This window comes from Variovorax sp. J31P179 (assembly GCF_030316985.1).
Taxonomy (GTDB): Bacteria; Pseudomonadota; Gammaproteobacteria; order Burkholderiales; family Burkholderiaceae_C; genus Variovorax; species Variovorax ginsengisoli_B.
The window spans coordinates 1-19,381 of record NZ_JASZYL010000007.1 but is presented as its reverse complement, the minus strand read 5'-3'; the positions used below and the strand labels follow the sequence as shown (position 1 = coordinate 19,381).

Sequence of the window (19,381 nt, the reverse complement as noted above, 5' to 3'; positions counted from 1 at the left end):
GTCCCGCGGCCCTACCGGGTGGCCCAGCCGCCACCCAGGGTCTTGTAGAGCACGACCTGGTTCTGCAGGCGCTGCTGCCGGATCTGAGCGGTCGCGAGCTGAGAGGTGAACAGCGAACGCTGGGCATCCAGCAGGTCGAGCCCACTGGCGACGCCACCGCGATAGCGCATGTCCGACAGCTGGAAGCGGGCTTCCTCGGCCTTGGACTGGGCCACCAGCGCGCGCAGTTCCTCGTCGTAGGTGGCGCGGCCGGCCAGCGCGTCGGCGACCTCGCGGAAAGCCGACTGGATCGACTTCTCGTACTGCGCCACCGCGATCTTCTGTCCGGCGCGGGCCGAGTCCAGGTTGGCCTGGTTGGCGCCGGCGTTGAAGATCGGCAGCGTTATCTGCGGCGCGAAGGCCCAGGCCTTCGTGCCGCTGCTGAACAGGTTGGAGAACTCCGAGCTCGTGGTGCCGATCGAGGTGGTCAGCGTGACCCGCGGGAAGAAGGCGGCGCGCGCGGCACCGATGTTGGCGTTGGCCGCGATCAGCTGCTGCTCGGCGGCACGGATGTCGGGCCGCTCGACCAGCAGGTCGGACGGCAGGCCCGCCGGCACCTCGGGCATCGGCGCCAGCGCCTGCAGTCCCTCGGCGGCGCCGACGATGGTCTCCGGCGGCACCGGGGCACCGAGCAGCAGTGCCAGCGCGTTCTCGTCCTGCAGCCGCAGCCGCTGCTGCTGGGCGTAGGTGGCGCGCGCGGTCTCGGCTTGCGCCTCGGCGAAGCGGTAGTCGATCTCGGAAGCCACGCCGTTGTCGAAGCGCAGCTTGGTCAGCTTGAGCGAGTCGTCGCGCGTGACCATGGTGCGGCGCGTGATCTCGAGCGCCTCGTCGTCGCCGAGCACCGCCAGCCAGCCGTTGGCCACGGAGGCGATCAGGCTGATCTGGGTCGCCTTGCGGGCTTCCTCGGTCGCCAGGTACTGGGCCAGCGCGGCATCCTTCAGGCTCGCCACGCGGCCGAAGAAATCGAGCTCCCAGGCCGTCACGCCCAGGCCCACCGAATAGACGGAGCTCACGCCGTCGCCGACCAGCGACGGACGCTGGCGCGTGCCGCTCGCGCTGGCGTTGAGCGCCGGGTACAGCGCCGCGCGCGTGATCTGGAACTGCGCCCGCGCCTGCTCGATGTTGAGGATCGACACCTGCAGGTCGCGGTTGTTCGTGAGCGCGAGGTGGATCAGCTGCTGCAGCCGCGGGTCGGTGAAGTAGTCCTGCCAGGCCACGGTCGCGGCCAGCGGCTGGCCGGGCGCGGTCGGCGCCGCCGCCGCGTTCGGGAAGGTGGCCGGCACCGGGGCCGCCGGGCGCTCGTAGGTCGGGATCAGCGAGCAGCCCGCCAGCATCAGGGCGGCGGCGCCTGCCAGCGCGGTGGTGATGAATCGCTTAGTCATGTTTTTCTTCCTCGATGCCGGCGGCCTGGGCGTGCCGCTTGTCGGCCTCGTGCTGTCGGGCGCTGCCCTTGAAGAATCCGCGCACCACCACGAAGAACACCGGCACGAAGAACACCGCGAGGGTGGTGCCGGTGATCATGCCGCCGAGCACCCCGGTGCCGATCGCGCGCTGGCTCGCCGAGCCGGCGCCGGTGGCGAAGGCCAGCGGCATCACGCCCAGGCCGAAGGCCAGCGAGGTCATGATGATCGGCCGGAACCGCAGGTGTGCGGCCGCCAGCGCCGATTCGACGACGCCCTTGCCCTGCGCCTGCAGGTCCTTGGCGAACTCGATGATCAGGATCGCGTTCTTCGCCGACAAGCCGATGATGGTGATCAGCCCGACCTGGAAGTACACGTCGTTGGAGTAGGCCCGCAGCATCGTCGCCAGCAGCACGCCCAGCACGCCCAGCGGCACCACCAGGATCACCGCCAGCGGGATCGACCAGCTCTCGTAGAGCGCCGCGAGGCACAGGAACACCGCCAGGATCGCGAAGCCGTACAGGATGATGGCCTGCGAGCCGGCGAGCTTTTCTTCCCGCGACTGGCCGGTCCATTCGTAGCCGAAGCCGGGCGGCAGCTGGGCGGCAAGCCGCTCCATCTCGGCCATCGCCGCGCCGGTGCTGTAGCCCGGCGCCGCGTCGGCGCTGATGCGCATCGCGGGATAGCCGTTGTAGCGCACGGTCTGCTGCGCGCCGGTGATCCAGCGCGTGGTCGCGAAGGCCGACAGCGGCACCGGCTTGCCCTGCGCATTGGCCGCGTTCAGCTTGAGCAGGTCCTCGGGCTGCATCCGCGCCGGGGCGTCGGCCTGCACCACCACGCGCTGCAGGCGGCTCTGGTTCGGGAAGTCGTTGACATAGCTCGAGCCGAGCGCGGTCGACAGCGTCGCGTTGATCGCATCGAAGGTCACGCCCAGCGCATTGGCCTTGTCGCGGTCGATGTCGATCTGCAGCTGCGGTGCGTCCTCGAGGCCGTCGGGCCGGGTCTGCGTCAGGATCTTGCTCTGCGACGCCATGCCCAGCAGCTGGTTGCGGGCGTTGACCAGCGCCTCGTGACCCGCGCCGGAGCGGTCCTGCAGGCGGAAGGTCACGCCGCTGGCATTGCCCAGTTCGGGGATCGGCGGCGGGCTCAGCGGGTAGATGAAGGCATCGCGGACGCCCGACAGCGCACCGAAGGCACGGCCTGCCAGGGCCGAGGCGGATTCGCCCTCGCCCTTGCGTTCCTTCCAGTCCTTGAGCGTCACGAAGGCGAGGCCGGCGTTCTGGCCCTGGCCCGAGAAGCTGAAGCCCATCACGCCCACCATGCTCTGCACTTCGGGCTGCTTGAGGATGAAGCCCTCGACCTGCTTCATGACGTCGAGCGTGCGCTCCTGGGTCGCGCCCGGCGGCAGCTGCACGTTGACGATGATGTTGCCCTGGTCTTCCTGCGGCAGGAAGGAGGTCGGCACCCGCAGGTAGGCGATCACCACGACGCCGATGATGGCCGCGTAGATCACCAGGTAGCGCAAGGCGCGGCGCAGGATGCGCGCCACCAGGCCTTCGTAGCCCTTGGCGGTGCGCGAGAAGCCGCGGTTGAACCAGCCGAAGAAGCCGGTCTTCTCGTGGTGGTGGCCGGCTTCGACCGGCTTCAGCAAGGTCGCGCAGAGCGCCGGCGTGAGCGACAGCGCCATGAAGGCCGAGAAGCCGATCGACGCCACCATCACGGCCGAGAACTGGCGGTAGATGTTGCCGGTCGAGCCGGCGAAGAAGGCCAGCGGCACGAACACCGAGATCAGCACCACGGTGACGCCGATGATGGCGCCCGAGATCTGCTTCATCGCCTTGCGCGTGGCCTCCAGTGGCGGCAGCCCTTCCTCGCTCATGATGCGCTCGACGTTCTCGACCACCACGATGGCGTCGTCCACCACGATGCCGATCACCAGCACCATGCCGAACATCGTCAGCACGTTGATCGAGAAGCCCAGCGCGAGCAGCACACCGAAGGTGCCCAGCAGCGCGATCGGCACCACGATGGTCGGGATGATGGTGTAGCGCCAGTTCTGCAGGAACAGGAACATCACCAGGAACACCAGCACCACGGCCTCGACCAGCGTCTCGGCCACCTGCGAGATCGAGATCTTGACGAAGCGCGAGCTGTCGTACGGGATCTCCCACTTCACGCCCTGCGGGAAGAAGCGCGACAGCTCCTCCATCTTGGCGCGCACCAGCTTGGCCGATTCGAGCGCGTTGCCGCTGGGCGCCAGCTGCACGCCGATACCGACCGCAGGCTCGCCGTTCAGGCGCGCCGAGGTCGAATAGGCCTGGCCGCCGAGCTCGATGCGGGCGACGTCGCGCAGCCGCACGGCCGAGCCGTCGGTGTTGGCGCGCAGCACGATGTTGCGGAACTGCTCGACATTGGTGAGCTGGCCGTTGACCACCACCGTGGCCGCGATCGCCTGGCCGGCCACGTTCGGCAGGTCACCGATGGTGCCCGAGGCCACTTGCGCGTTCTGCCCCTTGATGGCGTTGGTGACGTCGCTCGACGACAGGTTGAAGCCCTGCAGCTTCGCCGGGTCGATCCAGACCCGCATGGCCCGCTCGGTGCCGAACAGCTGCGCCTGGCCGATGCCCTTGACGCGCTGCAGTTCGGGCACGACATTGCGCGAGGCGTAGTCGCCCAGCGCGATCGGGTCGAAGGCCGGGTTGTCGGATGAAAGAATCGTGAACAGCAGGAAGTTGGAGCGCGACTTGTCGACCCGCACCCCCTGCTGCGTCACCGCCGCGGGCAGCCGCGGGGTGGCGCGCGAGAGCCGGTTCTGCACGTCCACCTGCGCCAGGTCGGCGTCGGTGCCGGGCGCGAAGCTGATCGTGATGGCGCCGGTGCCGTCGGCCTGCGCCACCGACTCCATGTAGATCATGCCGGGCGAGCCGTTCATCTCGCGCTCGATGACCGACAGCACGCTGTCCTCGAGCGTCTGGGCGGAAGCACCGGGGTAGGCGGCGTTGATGACGATGGCCGGCGGGGCCACCGGCGGGTACTGGGCGATCGGCAATTGCGTGATCGCCACACCGCCCACCACGAGGATGAACAGTGCGATCACCCACGCGAAGATCGGACGGTCGATGAAGAACTTGGCCATGCGGGCGGGCTCCTTACTTCGCGGCCGCAGCCGGGGCGGCCGCAGCGGAAGCAGCCGGCGCCGGGGCGGTGGCGCCCTGCGGCCCGGTCCACGGCACCGCCTTCACGGGCGTGCCGGGCGGCATCATCTGCAGCTTCTGGAAGCCGTCGACCATCACCTGCTCGCCGGCCTTCAGGCCGTCGAGCACCACCCACTGGTTGTTCTGGGCGGCGCTGATCTTCACCGTGCGCTTGCTCAGCTTGCCGTCGGCGCCCACCACCGTGAGGGTGTCGCCCTGCTGGGTGCGCGTGACCGCCTGCTGCGGCACCGTGATCGCGTTGGTGGCCTGGGCCTGCTCGATGCGCACGCGCACGTACAGGCCTGGCAGCAGGTCGCCCTTCGGGTTCGGCACTTCGGCGCGCAGCGTGACCTGGCCGGTGGTCTGGTCGACCGTCAGGTCGGAGAACAGCAGCCGGCCCGGGTGCGCGTATTCGGTGCCGTCCTCGAGCGCGATGCGCACGCTGGCGGCCTCGCCGCCGGCGCGCTTGAACTGGCCGTCCTGCAGCGCGCGGCGCAGCCGCAGCACCTCGGTGGCCGACTGCGTGAAGTTCACATACAGCGGGTCGATCTGCTGGATCACTGCCAGCGCCGTGGCGTCGCCCTGGCCCACCAGTGCGCCTTCGGTCACGAGCGAGCGGCCGATGCGGCCCGAGATCGGGGCCGTCACGGTCGCATAGCCGAGGTTGATCTTGGCGGTCTGCAGCGCGGCGCGGCCGACCGCGATGTCGGCTTCGGCGGTCTTGGCCGCGGCGACCGCGTTCTGGTATTCCTGCTTGCTGACCGCGTTGGCCGCGACCAGCGGCTTGTAGCGCTCGGCCAGGGCCCGGGCCTGCACCGCATTGGCTTCGGCGCGCGCCAGGCTGGCCTCGGCGCTCGCCGCCGCGGCGGCGTAGGGGGCGGGGTCGATGCGGTAGAGCACCTGGCCGGCCTTCACGTCGCTGCCTTCCTGGAACACACGCTGCATTAGGATGCCGGCGGCGCGGGCGCGCACCTCGGCCACCCGGGTGGACTCGAGCCGGCCCGGCAGTTCGGTCACCAGCCCGACGTTGGTCGGGGTCGCGACCACCACGCCCACCTCGGGTGCCGGATGGCCGCCGCCACCCGCGGCCTTCGGGGCTTCTCCCTTGCCGCAGGCGGTCAGCGCGAGCAGCATGACGGCGGCGGCGGCAATGGTGGCGGGGCGGCGCGGCGAGAACAACGAATGGCGCGAGACATGCAAGTCGGGCATGTGATTCCTTTGAAGGAGGGACGGGAGATTGGCGCGACCGCGCGGGTGCCTAGAGCAACGGGGCGATCTTGACTATCGGGGAAAGGGCTCTATCTTACATACATTCATGAATGTATAGTGTCACCTTTCCCAGCCGGTGGATTTTAAGAAGGGAGTCTCTGAAAAATGGTCAGACGAACCAAGGAAGAGGCCCAGGAGACGCGCAACCGCCTGCTCGACGCGGCGGAGGTCCTGTTCCAGGCCCAGGGCGTGTCGCAGACTTCACTGCAGCAAATTGCGCACCAGGCCGGCGCGACCCGCGGCGCGATCTATTGGCACTTCAAGGACAAGGCGGCGCTTTTCAACGCCATGATGGACCGCGTCACGCTGCCGCTCGAGGCCGAGGTGGCCCGGGCCTCCGCCGGCAGCGGCGCCGAGCCCATGGGCGAGGTCGAGCACCAGATGGTCGAGGCGCTGAAGCTCATGACCAGCGACATGCAGGTGCGCCGGGTGTTCGACATCGCCACCCACAAGGTCGAGTACACCCACGACATGGAGTCGGTGCAGCAGCGCCACCTGTCGGCGCGCAACGGCTGCGTGACCGAGTTCGAGAAGGCCATGGTGGCCGACGCCCGCCGCACCCGCAGGCGGCTGCCGATCCCGGCGCCGGCGGCGGCCCAGGGCCTGCATGCGCTGATCAGCGGGCTGATCCAGAACTGGCTGCTGGACCCGTCCGCTTTCGACCTCGTGGAAACGGGGCGCCAAGCCTTCCGGGTTTACCTCACGGGCCTCGGATTTCCCCCCAATGTGCCGGGCGCCGTCCGATAGGCGATAATAGAGAGCTTCCGATGTTTCGGAAGCCCCTCTCGCTGTATTTCAACGGATAGAATTCGGCCCTCCGAAGGCTGAGATCCAGGTTCGATTCCTGGCGGCGGGACCAAATTTGAGGCCGGAAGCATCCCAATTGCTTCCGGCCTTTTCACATCTGCGGCCCTGATCGATGCGGTGCTTCTCCAAGGCGCAGGGCGATCCGCTATCGTGCGGTACATGTCTTCCTCCGAGTTCCCTGCGCCTGGCACCGTCGGCCGCCCGACGCTCGACGTCGCGGTCGTGATGCGCCGCGAGCGCCTGCACGGCCCGTCGAGCCACTGGCAGCCCTGGCGCTGGACGCTCGACAGCGTGATCCCCGACGCGCCAGGCTTCGGCGCCGGGCCCCGGCTGCTGCACGACGACGACGGCGCGCAGCGATGGCTCCATCCCGGCTACAAGGTCGAGCTGTTCCGCGACGAAGCCGAGGGCTACCACCTGAACGCGACCACCCCGGCGCCCTGCTGGTTCGTGCTCTGGCGCATGGACGAGGAGGCGACGCTCGGCCCCGAGCCGATCCCGCGCCCGGTCGTCGTGACGCTCAGCTACTACGAGGCCGGCCGCTGGCTGGATGCGCAGGAGACCGTCGAACAGGTGCCGGCCCCGCCCGAGGTGATCGACTGGGTGCGCGACTTCGTGGATGCGCACTACGTGATCGAGCCCAAGCGCCGCCGGCGGCCCGAGAGCTTCCGGCCGCTGGTCGATCGCTTCGGCAACGCGGCCAGCGTGACGACCGAAAAGAAGCGCGGACCGGGAGCCGGCGATGTCTGAGGGATTTCTGGGCCGGTGGTCGCGCCGCAAGCAGGCCGAGCGCGCCGGCCAGGTGCCGGACGAGCAGCCGCCGACACCGCCGGCGCCACCGCAGGACACCCCGCCTGCGACGCTCGAAGCGAGCACGACGCCTGCCGATCCCGCGCCCGAACCGCCGCCGCTCACGCTGGCGGACGCGCAGGCGCTCACCATCGAGTCCGACTTCAGGCCGTTCGTCGCCCGGGAGGTGGCGCCCGAAGTCAAGAACGCTGCCTTCAAGAAGCTGTTCGCCGACCCCCACTTCAACGTGATGGACGGCCTGGACACCTACGTCGACGACTATTCCAAGCCGACTCCCCTGCCCGACAGCGTGCTGCGCCAGATGGCAAGTGCGAAATTTCTGAACCTCTTCGACGAAGAGCCCGAGCAGACATCCCGCGACGATGGATCGCCAGACGTGGCACAGTCGAGCGATCCAGGGGACCTTTCCAGCCAGCCGGTTGCCGATGCGCAACCCGCCAGCCAAGATGCCGATGACCACCACGCTGATCTGCGACTGCAACAAGACGATGCCGCTCGAGCCGAAGACGCTCGGGACGGCCCTGGCTGAGTCACTCCCCCTTCATTCCTCGCTCTGCCGCCGCGAGGCGGCATCGTTCCAGCGAGCCGTCCAATCCGGCGACGAGGTGGTGGTCGCCTGCACCCAGGAGAAGCGGCTTTTCGCGGAGCTGGCGGCGCAGGTGCCGGCGGCCACGTCGCCGATCCGCTTCGTCAACATCCGCGAAACCGGCGGCTGGAGCCGCGACGCCAGGAGCGCGATGCCGAAAATCGCTGCCCTCCTCGCCGCCGCCCGGCTGCCCGAGCCCGATCCGGTCTCGACCGTGCGCTATGTCAGCCAGGGCCGCCTGCTGATCGTCGGTCCGCTGGACGAGGCCGAGAAGGCGGCGGCGCTGGTCGCCGATTCCCTCGACGTGACGATCTTCTCGCAAGGCGCGGGCGCGGCCGGCGGTGCGCAGGAGCGGCGCTGGCCCGTGCTCGCCGGGCGCATCGATTCGCTGGCGGGCTGGCTCGGCGCGTTCCGGCTGCAGTGGACTCGCGACAACCCGATCGACCTCGACCTCTGCACCCGCTGCAACGCCTGCGTGGCCGCGTGTCCCGAACAGGCCATCGGCCTGGACTACCAGATCGACATGGCCAAGTGCAGCGCGCACCGTGATTGCGAGCGCGCCTGCACCGCGGCCGGTGCGATCCGCTTCGACCGGCCGCCGGAAGCGTTCGACGGCGACTTCGACCTCGTGCTCGATCTCGGCGCTGCGCCCCAGATCGATTGGCATGCGCCGCCGCAGGGCTATTTCCACCTGCCGGGCGGCGTGGCGCCTCCCCAGGGCCCGCAGACCCTGCTGCGGCTGCGCGACATGGACGGCGAATTCGAGAAGCCGAAGTTCTTCGACTACAACCAGAAGCTCTGCGCCCACAGCCGCAACGAGGTGGTCGGCTGCAGCGCCTGCATCGACGTCTGCTCGGCCCACGCCGTGAGCAGCGCCAAGGAACGCCAGCGCATCGTCGTCAATCCCCATCTCTGCGTCGGCTGCGGCGCCTGCACGACCGTGTGCCCGACGGGCGCGCTGGGCTATGCCTATCCGCGCGCCCCCGACCAGGGGCTCAAGCTGCGGACGCTGCTGTCCACCTATGCGGGTGCGGGTGGACGCGACGCGGTGCTCCTGCTGCACAGCGAGGAGGGCGGCCAGGCGCTGGTGGCGCAGCTGGGGCGGCAGGCGCAGCTCGGCAAGGCGCAGGGCGTGCCGGCGAACGTGATCCCGGTCGGGCTCTTCCACGCGGCAAGCACCGGCATCGACCTGTGGCTGAGCGCCGTGGCGTTCGGCGCGTCGCAGGTGTGCGTGCTCGTCACCGGCGAGGAAGCGCCGCAGTACCGCGCCGCACTCCAGACACAGGCGGCGCTTGCCCAGTCGCTGCTGCACGGGCTGGGCTACACGGGCACTCACTTCCGCATCGTCGAAGCGGCGTCGGTCGCCGCGCTCGACGGCGCGCTCGGCGCACTGCGCGACACCCGGCCGCAGGTGCCCGACAAGGTCGCCCGGTTCGCGGTCGGCGGCGACAAGCGCAGCACGCTCGAACTCGCGCTCGATCACCTGACGGAGGCCGCGCCGGCGCTGAAGGCGCAGCCCGACACGCCGATCGCCATCCCGTTGCCGCCAGGCGCGCCCTTCGGCACCGTCGCAGTCGACAAGGACAAGTGCACCTTGTGCCTGGCCTGCGTCGGCGCCTGCCCGGCGGGCGCACTCCAGGATAACCAGAACGCGCCGCAGCTTCGCTTCATCGAGAAGAACTGCGTCCAGTGCGGGCTGTGCGAAACGACCTGTCCCGAGCGCGCGATCTCGCTGGTGCCGCGGTTCCTGGTGGCGCCCGAGCGCAAGCAGCCGGTGGTGCTCAACGAGGCCAGGCCCTGGTCGTGCATCCGCTGCGCGAAGCCCTTCGGCACCCAGAAGGCCATCGAAGCGATGCTCGGCAAGCTGGCCGGCCATGCCATGTTCCAGGGCGAGGCCCTGGAACGGCTCAAGATGTGCAGCGACTGCCGGGTGATCGATCTGTACAGCGCGCAGGGCGAAATGAAGATCACAGACCTATGAGCCAAAGCTTCCCCGCCTCCTCGGCACTCGACGAAGAGATCGCCCGCGCGGAACTCTACGGACTGCTGGCGCGCCTCTGGTACGCCGCACCCGATGCCGAACTGCTCGAGGCCGTCCAGGTCGCACCGACCGAAGCGCCGGCCGCGGGCGCGTTCCTGGAGGAGCCGTGGCGCACCCTGGTGGGCGCGTCACGCGACACCGACGCGGCGGCGCTTCGCAACGAATACGACGCGCTCTTCGGCGGGATCGGCAAGCCGGAGGTCTATCTGTTCGGCTCGCACTACCTGAGCGGATTCCTCAACGACAAGCCGCTGGTGCACCTGCGCCGCGATCTCGAGCGGATCGGCCTCGCGCGCGACGAATCGATGCCCGAGACCGAGGACCACATTGCCTGTCTCTTCGAGGTCATGCGCTACCTGATCGCCGGAGAAGACATCGAGGTCTCGAACCTCCCGGCCCAGCAGGCCTTCTTTTCGACCCATGTGCAGCCATGGCTGCCGGCCATGTGCGACGCCGTGGCGCAGCACCCCAAGGCGCGCTTCTACGCCGCCCTGGCCGGCCTGACCTCGGCCTTCGCGGAGGTCGAACGCCAGGGCTTCGACATGCTGGACTGAGATCGAAGGACATTGACGACGACCTATTAGGGTCAGGACTAGTATCCAAACGTACGCAACTGGTTTTATATGTGGGTTCGCCCAGCCACTCCTGGAGTTGACATGCAGGACAGCCAAAACGCCGCCCCTCAGCGGGCGTCGCGAAGGGGATTCTTTTTCGGCGCCGCCACGGTCGGCGCCGCCGCCGCGGCGGTCGCCGTGCTGCCCGGGGTCGCCCCGGCGCCCGACGCCACGGCGGCGCCCGAGCTCCCGCCACCGCCCGCGAAGGGCGGCGGCTACTCGCTGAGCGAACACGTCAAGCGCTACTACAAGACCACGTCCGCCTGAGCACGAAGGCACCTGCGATGCTACTGACCAAAAAATCGACCGGCGCCCCGCATGGCGGCGCCGCTTCTTCCTCGTCGTCCCTTGTCCACAGCTTGCGGCGCGGCCTCTCGAGCGCGCTGCCGACCATGGACCGGCGCGCCTTCCTGCGCCGATCGGGCCTGGGCGTCGGCGCCGGCCTGGCGGCCGGCCAGCTCACGTTGCTGCGCAAGGCCAATGCCGCCGAAGGCCGTCCGACCGCGGTGGGTGCGGGCAAGGTCGAGGTCCGGCGCACCATCTGCTCGCACTGCTCGGTCGGCTGCGCCTCCGACGCCGTGGTCGAGAACGGCGTCTGGGTCCGCCAGGAACCGGTGTTCGACTCGCCGATCAACCTGGGCGCGCACTGCGCCAAGGGCGCCGCCCTGCGCGAGCACGGCCACGGCGAATACCGCCTGCGCTATCCGATGAAGCTGGTGAACGGCAAGTACGAGCGCATCAGCTGGGACACGGCGCTCGACGAGATCACCGCCAAGCTCAAGGATCTCTCGAAGGCCAGCGGCCCCGATTCGGTCTACTGGATCGGCTCCAGCAAGCACAGCAACGAGCAGGCCTACCTGCTGCGCAAGTTCGTGAGCTTCTTCGGCAGCAACAACTGCGACCACCAGGCGCGCATCTGCCACTCGACCACGGTCGCGGGCGTGGCGAACACATGGGGCTACGGCGCCATGACCAATTCGTACAACGACATGCGCAATGCCAAGGTGGCGCTGTACATCGGTTCGAATGCGGCCGAGGCCCATCCGGTGAGCATGCTGCACATGCTGCATGCCAAGGAAAACGGCTGCAAGATGATCGTGGTCGATCCGCGCTTCACGCGCACCGCGGCCAAGGCCGACGAGTACGTGCGGATCCGCTCGGGCTCCGACATTCCCTTCCTCTTCGGTGTGCTGCACCACATCTTCAAGAACGGCTGGGAAGACAAGAAGTACATCAACGACCGCGTCTTCGGCATGGACGAGGTGCGCGCGGAGGTCATGGCCAAGTGGACGCCCGACAAGGTCGAGGAGGCCTGCGGCGTCAACGAGGCGCAGGTGCTCAAGGTCGCGACCTGGCTCAACGAGAACCGTCCGGGCACCATCGTCTGGTGCATGGGCCAGACGCAGCACACGATCGGCAACGCGATCGTGCGTGCCTCCTGCATCCTGCAGCTGGCGCTGGGCAATGTCGGCACGGCGGGCGGCGGCACCAACATCTTCCGCGGCCACGACAACGTGCAGGGCGCCACCGACGTGGGCCCGAACCCCGATTCGCTGCCCGGCTACTACGGCCTGGTCGAAGGATCATGGAAGCACTTCGCCGCCACCTGGGGCGTGGATTTCGACTGGATCAAGAGCCGCTTCGCCTCGCCCGCGATGATGAGCAAGCCCGGCATCACCGTGTCGCGCTGGATCGACGGCGTGCTCGAGAAGAACGAGCTGATCGACCAGGACTCGAACCTGCGCGGCGTCGTCTATTGGGGCCACGCGCCCAACTCGCAGACCCGCGGCCTCGAGATGAAGCGGGCGATGGACAAGCTCGACCTGCTGGTGGTGGTCGATCCGTATCCGTCGGCCACCGCGGCCATGGCCGCCATGCCCGGCCGGGCCGAAGACCTCAATCCCAACCGCGCGGTCTACCTGCTGCCGGCCTGCACCCAGTTCGAGACCAGCGGCTCGGTGACGGCCTCCAACCGCTCGCTCCAGTGGCGCGAGAAGGTGATCGAGCCGCTGTGGGAAAGCCGCAGCGACCACATGATCATGCAGCAGTTCGCCGACCGGCTCGGCTTCGGCAAGGAGCTCAGCAAGAACTACAAGATGCAGCAGGTCAAGGGCATGGACGAGCCCGTGCCCGACGACATCCTGCGCGAGATCAACAAGTGCTGCTGGGCGGTCGGCTACACCGGCCAGAGCCCCGAACGGCTGCAGGCCCACATGCGCAACATGGCCGCCTTCGACGTCCGAACGCTCAAGGCGAAGGGCTCGGTCAAGGACAAGGTCAACGGCTACGACATCGCGGGCGACTACTACGGCCTGCCCTGGCCCTGCTACGGCACGCCCGCGTTGAAGCACCCCGGCTCGCCGAACCTGTACGACACCTCCAAGCACGTCATGGACGGCGGCGGCAACTTCCGCGCCAACTTCGGCGTCGAGCGCAACGGCAAGAACCTGCTGGCCGAAGACGGCTCCCATTCGCTCGGCGCTGCCATCACGACCGGCTACCCCGAACTCGACCACCTGCTGCTCAAGAAGCTCGGCTGGTGGGACGAGCTCACCGAGGCCGAAAAGGCCAAGGCCGACGGCAAGAACTGGAAGACCGACAGTTCGGGCGGCATGATCCGCGTGTTCATGCAGAACCACGGCTGCCATCCCTTCGGCAACGCGAAGGCGCGCGCCGTGGTGTGGAACTTCCCCGATGCGATCCCGCAGCACCGCGAGCCGCTCTACGGGACCCGGCCGGACCTGGCGGTGAAGTACCCCACGCACGACGACAAGATGGCCTTCTGGCGTCTGCCCACGCTCTACAAGAGTATTCAGCAGCGCAACATCGCCGACAAGATCGCGGAAAAGTTCCCGTTCATCATGACCTCCGGCCGCCTGGTCGAATACGAGGGCGGCGGCGAGGAGACGCGTTCCAATCCCTGGCTGGCCGAGCTGCAGCAGCAGATGTTCATCGAGATCCATCCGCGGGTGGCGGCCGAGAAGGGCATCCGCAACGGCGAGCGCGCCTGGGTCCACACGCCCACCGGGGCGCGGCTCAACGTGCAGGCCCTGGTGACCGAGCGCGTCGGGCCTGACACGGTCTTCATGCCTTTCCACTTCTCCGGCCACTGGCAGGGGGCCGACATGCTGGCCTACTACCCGGCGGGCGCGCATCCGATCGTGCGCGGCGAAGCGATCAACACCAGCACCACCTACGGGTACGACAGCGTCACGATGATGCAAGAAACCAAGACGACGGTCTGCAACGTCGAGAAGGCATAGAGGACTCAGTATGGCAAGAATGAAGTTCGTCTGCGATTCCGAACGCTGCATCGAATGCAACGGCTGCGTCACGGCCTGCAAGAACGAGAACGAGGTGCCGTGGGGCGTGAACCGCCGCCGCGTCGTGACGCTCAACGACGGCGTGCCCGGCGAGCGCTCGATCTCGGTGGCCTGCATGCATTGCTCCGACGCACCCTGCATGGCGGTCTGCCCGGTCCAGTGCTTCTACCGCACTGAAGAAGGCGTGGTGCTGCACGACAAGGATGTCTGCATCGGCTGCGGCTATTGCTCGTACGCCTGCCCGTTCGGCGCGCCGCAGTTTCCGTCGCAGGGCACCTTCGGCGCCCGCGGCAAGATGGACAAGTGCACCTTCTGCGCCGGCGGCCCGGAAGAAAACGGCTCGCAGGCCGAGTTCGAGAAGTACGGCCGCAACCGCCTGGCCGAAGGCAAGCTGCCGGCCTGCGCCGAGATGTGCTCGACCAAGGCCCTGCTGGCGGGCGACGGCGACGTGGTCGCCGACATCTTCCGCACCCGCGTGGTCCATCGCGGCAAGGGTGCCGAAGTGTGGGGCTGGGGCACCGCCTACGGCTCGCAGACAGCCGGCACGCCGACCAACGGGGTCGCGAAATGAGGCGCCTTTCCGCAACGGTGGCGCTGGTCTCGGCGCTGGTGCTGCTGGCGGCCTGCACCGAGAAGCCGCAGACCAACGCCCATGGCGTGCGGCTGGATGCCGCCCCATGGACCGGCACCGGCACCAAGCCCGACACCGGCACGGCGTTCACCGCCAGCGGCTGGCAGATCGGCGACCGGTCGTCCTGGGAGCAGCACCTCAAGACGCGCGCCCAGAACCAGAACGAATACAACCGGATCAACTGAGCCGGAGGTTGCATGAGACAAGCGCTTAACGCCCTGGCGATGGCCGCCGTGCTGGGTTGCAGCATCGCCGCCCATGCCCAGACGCCGGAACCGCCGGCCGCAGCCACCGCGCCGGCAGTCGCCACACCGGCGCCGGTCGCGCCTGCCGCGCCGGTCGCGGGCGGCATCCGCAGCCAGAACATCTTCGACGTCAAGCCGGAAGCCAGCGCCGACCCGAACTACCTCAACCAGACCAATGGCGAACGCCAGCGGGTCCAGCCGGGCAACAACGCGCCGATGTGGCGCCAGGTGAGCGGCGGCGTGACCGGCTTCAGCAGCCTGCCGGCCAGCGAAGCGCCGGAGGCCGGCAACCTGATCCAGGGCTTCGTGAAGTACCCGGGCTCGCTGTACACCAACGCCGGCGAAGCCTGGCGCCAGGTGCGCAACAACTGGATCATTCCCTACGGCGCCGCGCTGCTCTTCGTGACCTTGCTGGCGCTGGCGATCTTCTATTTCACCCGCGGGCCGATAGGGCTGCACGGCCGCGAGACCGGCCGCAAGATCGAGCGCTTCACCCCGTTCGAGCGGGCCACGCACTGGTCGAACGCGGGTGCCTTCGTGGTGCTGGCCATCTCGGGCATCGTGATGGCCTTCGGCAAGTTCTTCCTGCTGCCGGTGCTGGGCGGGGCCTTGTTCGGCTGGCTGGCCTACGTCCTCAAGACCGTGCACAACTTCGTGGGTCCGCTGTTCGTGGTGACGACGATCTTCATGATCTTCACCTTCATTCGCAGCAACTGGCCCAGCAAGGACGACTGGACGTGGCTCAAGCGAGGGGGCGGCCTGTTCGGGGGCAAGGAGCCGCCTTCGCATCGATTCAACGCGGGCGAGAAACTGGTGTTCTGGGGTGGCGTGATGCTGCTTGGCAGCCTGGTCATCGGATCGGGGCTGTTCCTCGACAAGCTGCTGCCGGGCTTCGTCTACACGCGCGGCGAGATGCAGGTCGCGCACATGATCCACGCCGTCGCGACGCTGTGCATGATGGCGCTGATCATGGGCCACATCTACATCGGCACGCTGGGCATGAAGGGCGCCTACTCCGCCATGCGCGAGGGCTCGGTCGACGAGACCTGGGCCAAGGAACATCACCCGCTCTGGTATGCCGACATCGCGGCCGGCAAGATCCCGGCGCAGCGCAGCGTGCAGGCACGCGAGCATGCGCCAGTCGCCAACGTCCGGGTCGAAGGAAGTCCCTCATGAAGAACGCGCTGAAACTTTGCGGCCTGTCGTTGGCCTTGGCTTTTGCATCCTCTGCGCTGGCCAGGTTGCCCGCACCGCCTGCCACGCCCGAAGCCAAGGCCAAGGCGGCCGAGGCGGCGGCCAGGACCGCCTGGAGCGCCAAGGTCGACAGCTACCAGCTCTGCCAGGCGCAGACGCGGGTCGCGGACCATGTCCGCGAAGGACTGGTCGCCGCGGGCAAGCCGGTGCCGGTCGCCACGCCGACGCCGCCATGCACCGACCCGGGCCCCTTCGCCTTTGCGCCGCCGACCGAGGAAGCGAAGCCGATCGAAGCCTCGGGCGCCCATTCGCCCGCAACCACCGCCGCTTCGCCGCCGAGCTCCAACCAGACCTCGGCCGAGACCAATCCCGCCCCCAAGAAATGAGGCACGCCACGACCGCCACTGCACCTAAGTGCAAGTGACAGCCCGCCTCGGCCCGCGTATGGTCGCTTCGACTTCCTTCCACAACGCAGGTCCAACATGAAAAACCTCCAAAGACAGGCATTGCTCGCGGCGTGCGCCGCGTTGACTCTTTGCGCCGGCGTCGCCAGCGCACAGACCGAGGCTCCGAGACGGAGCATCGAGGTCGAGGACGCCCGGGGCGGCTCGGCGGTGCTGTCCGTCACCGGCGAGATCACCGCCGTGGATGTCGCGAACCGCATCGTCTCGATCAAGGGCCCGAGGGGCAACATCAACGACCTGCGGGTCGACCCGGCGGTGCGCAATCTCGAGCAGGTCAAGGTCGGCGACCGGGTTCGCCTGAGCTACCGCATCGGCGTCGCCGTGGCGCTGGTGAAGGGCGGCGACGGCATTCGCGAGCGGGTCGAGACCGATGCGGCCGCGGTGGCCCAGAAGGGCGCGCGGCCGGGCGGCGTGGCCGTCAACCGCACCACCATCGTCGCCAACGTCTTCTCGCTCAATCGCAAGAAGAACATCGTCACGCTGCGGGGCACCAGCGGCCAGCTGGTCGACGTCCACGTGCGCGATCCGAAGGCCCTGAAGGACGTGAACGTCGGCGACCAGGTGGTGGCCAACATCACGGAATCCGTGGCGCTGCGGGTGACGCCGGCACCGGCGAAGTGAGCCGGCGGGGCGGAGCTTGTCGGGCTGCGCTCGCGCCCGCCCGATAATCCGCCCATGACCTCGCCCGCCCTGGACCGCTTCATCGCCGAAGCCGCGGCACGCAGCCGCGTGCATTCGCTCGCCGCCGACCGCGTACTCGCGCTGGCACCGCTGATGCTGGACCTCATCGAGGACGCCGAGAGCTTCCTGGAGCCGCAGCACTACCGCAGCGACCCGGACCGCTACACGCGCAACCTGATCCGCGACGACCCCGACCACGGGTTGTCTCTCTATGCGCTGGTCTGGCGCCCCGGCCAGTGGACACCGGTGCACGACCACGGCAGCTGGGGCGTGGTCGGCATCGTCGAAGGCGTGCTCGAGGAGCGCAACTACCTGCGGGTCTCGCCCGAGGGCGGCGATCAGGACATCGACCTGGTGCGCGGCGGCCTCCAACTGCTCACGCGCGGCGCGGTGACGAGTTTCGTGCCGAACCCCGACCACATCCATGTCACGGGCGTTCCCGTCGAGCGCGCCCAGGCCGTCAGCCTGCACCTGTATGGGCGCACGATGAAGGACTTCAACATCTACGACGTCGCGGCACGCACGCGCCGCCGCGTGCAGGTCGCGCACAACGAGAGCTGAGGCCGGCGAGCGTGGCGAATCAGAAGAACGCGCGCAGATAGTTGACCGGCGAGTGGTCGGTCAGGGCCCGGGCGGGAAGGGCATCCGGGCGTGGCTGCGCGAGCACGCGCGCGGCGTGCGCGGCCTGTCCCGTGAGCCGGTCCTTGAGCACGAACGGGGTTTCCGGGTTGTCGTGCAGCACGCCGTCCTTGTCGATGTAGAGCAGCCTGCCGACATGGTGGTAGGAGGTGATGCCGGGCGGCAAGGTCGGCACGACGTCGGCGCAGTTGACGATGCGCGTCATGGCGCGCGCCGGCAGCGAATCGATGAAGTCGATGTCGCCGACGCGCGGAGAGCCGATCGTGATGACGTCGGTCGGTTCGATCAGGCCGGCGAATATCGTCGCCACGGCCGCCCCGAGGCTGTGGCCGCAAAGCAGCAGCCGCCTGCGGTGCGGGGCGCCGTTCGAAAGCCATTGCAGCACCTGCGTCTCCAGCGATTCGGCCGCCCGGCCGAATCCCGAATGCACGTGGCCGCCGGCCCAGGGCGTCGGCAGCAGGGCCAGGTCGGCCAGCAGGTCCTTCGGATCGTCGGGCTGGGTGCCGCGGAAGGCGATCATCGCCAGCCCGTCTGCGGCCCGCAGCGACGCGTAGCCGTAGGCCCCGGTGGACCGGTCGGCGAAGTGGGCAGGTTCCGCGAAACCCGCCAGGCGCAGCGCGTCCGCCAGCCTGCGCGATTCGGCCGGATCCGACTCGGCATGCAGGTAGGCCAGGCGCGCTGCTTCGACCGCCAGTCCGGGCAATGTGACATCCGGGCGCCCGACGAACATCGTGGGCCGCTTCTCTGGATGGAACAGTGCATCGGGGGATGCGTCGTATTCGATGGATACCTTCGCATCGGCCCCGCTACTCATCGCTTCGCCTCCATGGTGTGGCTGGCATTGTGTGATGGACCGATTGCGGCCGGCAAGCGCGCAGGGTCCCGGGGCTTCGGTTCCTCCCCAATATGTGGGAGGCGCGGGCGCGTCGCCTTTTTGTCAGGGCGTCGGCTGAGACAGCACCCAGTCGGCGAGCAGCCTGGCCTGCGCCTCGTCGACCTGGGACTGGCGCGGCATGATGACGCGGCCCCAGTTGCCGACGCTGCCGTTGCGGATCCTGCCGGCCAGCCGCGCCGGTGCGGCGGGGTCCTCGCGGTAGCGCGCGGCCACCTGGGCGAAGCCGGGGCCGACCTGCTTGTGGACCATGCCATGGCAGGCCATGCAGCCGTTGGCCCGGGCCAGCGCCAGGGCCTGTTCGGCCGGCGCTGCGGCCGCGGCGCCGGCGAACTGCACCAGCCCGCCGATCGACAGCACCAGGGTTCGAATAATCGTCAAGCGCATCGGTTCGGATTCTCGGCCCCAACTCGAAGTGGTGGACGCGCAGGGCCGAACTTTCTGAAATGAAACGTCCTCACTTAAGTCGGAGTGACCTGCACGGCGTAGCCGATTTGCTGAAGTCGTCGGATGAGGCGGTTGGCAGTTTTGTGAGCGTCGGCGCGGTCGAAG

At 68.6% G+C, this 19,381-nt stretch carries 18 protein-coding genes and 1 tRNA gene; 14 read left to right on the top strand and 5 right to left on the bottom strand.

Features of this window, described 5'->3' with window-relative positions; translation table 11 throughout:
• Window positions 1-11: 11 nt before the first annotated feature.
• From QTI17_RS18855 to QTI17_RS18845, 3 genes are read right to left on the bottom strand one after another with little or no spacing between them, the layout of a single operon-like run.
• Window positions 12-1,421 (bottom strand): efflux transporter outer membrane subunit, encoded by a 1,410-nt coding sequence (locus QTI17_RS18855; RefSeq protein WP_286534944.1) that lies wholly within the window; start codon window positions 1,419-1,421, stop codon window positions 12-14.
• Window positions 1,414-4,575 carry an efflux RND transporter permease subunit gene (locus QTI17_RS18850; protein WP_286534943.1) on the bottom strand — a complete coding sequence of 1,054 codons (3,162 nt, stop codon included), beginning with the start codon at window positions 4,573-4,575 and terminating at the stop codon, window positions 1,414-1,416. The genes QTI17_RS18855 and QTI17_RS18850 overlap by 8 nt, the downstream gene beginning before the upstream one ends.
• Before the next feature lie 13 nt (window positions 4,576-4,588).
• Window positions 4,589-5,842, bottom strand: coding sequence for an efflux RND transporter periplasmic adaptor subunit (locus QTI17_RS18845; protein WP_286534942.1), 1,254 nt, complete (start codon window positions 5,840-5,842; stop codon window positions 4,589-4,591).
• 165 nt (window positions 5,843-6,007) lie between these two features.
• Between QTI17_RS18845 and QTI17_RS18840 the strand changes: the two genes are divergently transcribed.
• From QTI17_RS18840 to QTI17_RS18775, 14 genes are all read left to right on the top strand, one after another.
• Window positions 6,008-6,649 carry a TetR family transcriptional regulator gene (locus tag QTI17_RS18840; RefSeq protein ID WP_286534941.1) on the top strand — a complete coding sequence of 214 codons (642 nt, stop codon included), beginning with the start codon at window positions 6,008-6,010 and terminating at the stop codon, window positions 6,647-6,649.
• A gap of 37 nt (window positions 6,650-6,686) precedes the next feature.
• Window positions 6,687-6,761: transfer RNA gene (locus QTI17_RS18835), tRNA-Arg, on the top strand.
• A gap of 107 nt (window positions 6,762-6,868) precedes the next feature.
• Window positions 6,869-7,459: a DUF3305 domain-containing protein gene (locus QTI17_RS18830; RefSeq protein WP_286534940.1), complete on the top strand. Its 591-nt coding sequence runs from the start codon at window positions 6,869-6,871 to the stop codon at window positions 7,457-7,459.
• Entirely contained in the window at window positions 7,452-8,048 is a 597-nt protein-coding gene (locus QTI17_RS18825) for a DUF3306 domain-containing protein (protein ID WP_286534939.1), read from the top strand. The genes QTI17_RS18830 and QTI17_RS18825 overlap by 8 nt, the downstream gene beginning before the upstream one ends.
• The gene (locus QTI17_RS18820) at window positions 7,972-10,086 is read left to right on the top strand and encodes a 4Fe-4S dicluster domain-containing protein (protein ID WP_286534938.1); all 2,115 of its coding nucleotides are present in this window, start codon (window positions 7,972-7,974) and stop codon (window positions 10,084-10,086) included. Before QTI17_RS18825 ends, QTI17_RS18820 begins: the two co-directional genes overlap by 77 nt.
• Complete coding sequence (locus tag QTI17_RS18815) at window positions 10,083-10,700, top strand: TorD/DmsD family molecular chaperone (RefSeq protein ID WP_286534937.1); 618 nt, start codon at window positions 10,083-10,085, stop codon at window positions 10,698-10,700. The genes QTI17_RS18820 and QTI17_RS18815 overlap by 4 nt, the downstream gene beginning before the upstream one ends.
• 102 nt (window positions 10,701-10,802) lie before the next feature.
• Window positions 10,803-11,027, top strand: coding sequence for a formate dehydrogenase (locus QTI17_RS18810; RefSeq protein WP_286534936.1), 225 nt, complete (start codon window positions 10,803-10,805; stop codon window positions 11,025-11,027).
• A gap of 17 nt (window positions 11,028-11,044) precedes the next feature.
• Window positions 11,045-14,023 carry a formate dehydrogenase subunit alpha gene (locus tag QTI17_RS18805; RefSeq protein ID WP_286534935.1) on the top strand — a complete coding sequence of 993 codons (2,979 nt, stop codon included), beginning with the start codon at window positions 11,045-11,047 and terminating at the stop codon, window positions 14,021-14,023.
• Between the two features lie 10 nt (window positions 14,024-14,033).
• Window positions 14,034-14,654: a formate dehydrogenase FDH3 subunit beta gene (gene fdh3B / locus QTI17_RS18800; protein WP_286534934.1), complete on the top strand. Its 621-nt coding sequence runs from the start codon at window positions 14,034-14,036 to the stop codon at window positions 14,652-14,654.
• The gene (locus QTI17_RS18795; protein WP_286534933.1) at window positions 14,651-14,899 is read left to right on the top strand and encodes a hypothetical protein; all 249 of its coding nucleotides are present in this window, start codon (window positions 14,651-14,653) and stop codon (window positions 14,897-14,899) included. The genes fdh3B and QTI17_RS18795 overlap by 4 nt, the downstream gene beginning before the upstream one ends.
• 12 nt (window positions 14,900-14,911) lie before the next feature.
• Window positions 14,912-16,135 carry a formate dehydrogenase subunit gamma gene (locus QTI17_RS18790; RefSeq protein WP_286534931.1) on the top strand — a complete coding sequence of 408 codons (1,224 nt, stop codon included), beginning with the start codon at window positions 14,912-14,914 and terminating at the stop codon, window positions 16,133-16,135.
• Entirely contained in the window at window positions 16,132-16,539 is a 408-nt protein-coding gene (locus QTI17_RS18785; protein WP_286534930.1) for a hypothetical protein, read from the top strand. The genes QTI17_RS18790 and QTI17_RS18785 overlap by 4 nt, the downstream gene beginning before the upstream one ends.
• A 96-nt stretch (window positions 16,540-16,635) precedes the next feature.
• Window positions 16,636-17,238 carry a hypothetical protein gene (locus tag QTI17_RS18780; RefSeq protein WP_286534929.1) on the top strand — a complete coding sequence of 201 codons (603 nt, stop codon included), beginning with the start codon at window positions 16,636-16,638 and terminating at the stop codon, window positions 17,236-17,238.
• A gap of 54 nt (window positions 17,239-17,292) precedes the next feature.
• The gene (locus QTI17_RS18775; protein WP_286534928.1) at window positions 17,293-17,859 is read left to right on the top strand and encodes a cysteine dioxygenase family protein; all 567 of its coding nucleotides are present in this window, start codon (window positions 17,293-17,295) and stop codon (window positions 17,857-17,859) included.
• 19 nt (window positions 17,860-17,878) lie between these two features.
• Here QTI17_RS18775 and QTI17_RS18770 read toward each other — a convergent pair whose 3' ends face one another.
• A complete protein-coding gene (locus tag QTI17_RS18770) occupies window positions 17,879-18,751 on the bottom strand; it encodes a lipase family protein (RefSeq protein ID WP_286534927.1) in 873 nt (290 codons plus the stop codon).
• Window positions 18,752-18,874: 123 nt separating this feature from the next.
• Window positions 18,875-19,216: a c-type cytochrome gene (locus QTI17_RS18765; protein WP_286534926.1), complete on the bottom strand. Its 342-nt coding sequence runs from the start codon at window positions 19,214-19,216 to the stop codon at window positions 18,875-18,877.
• Window positions 19,217-19,381: the final 165 nt, after the last annotated feature.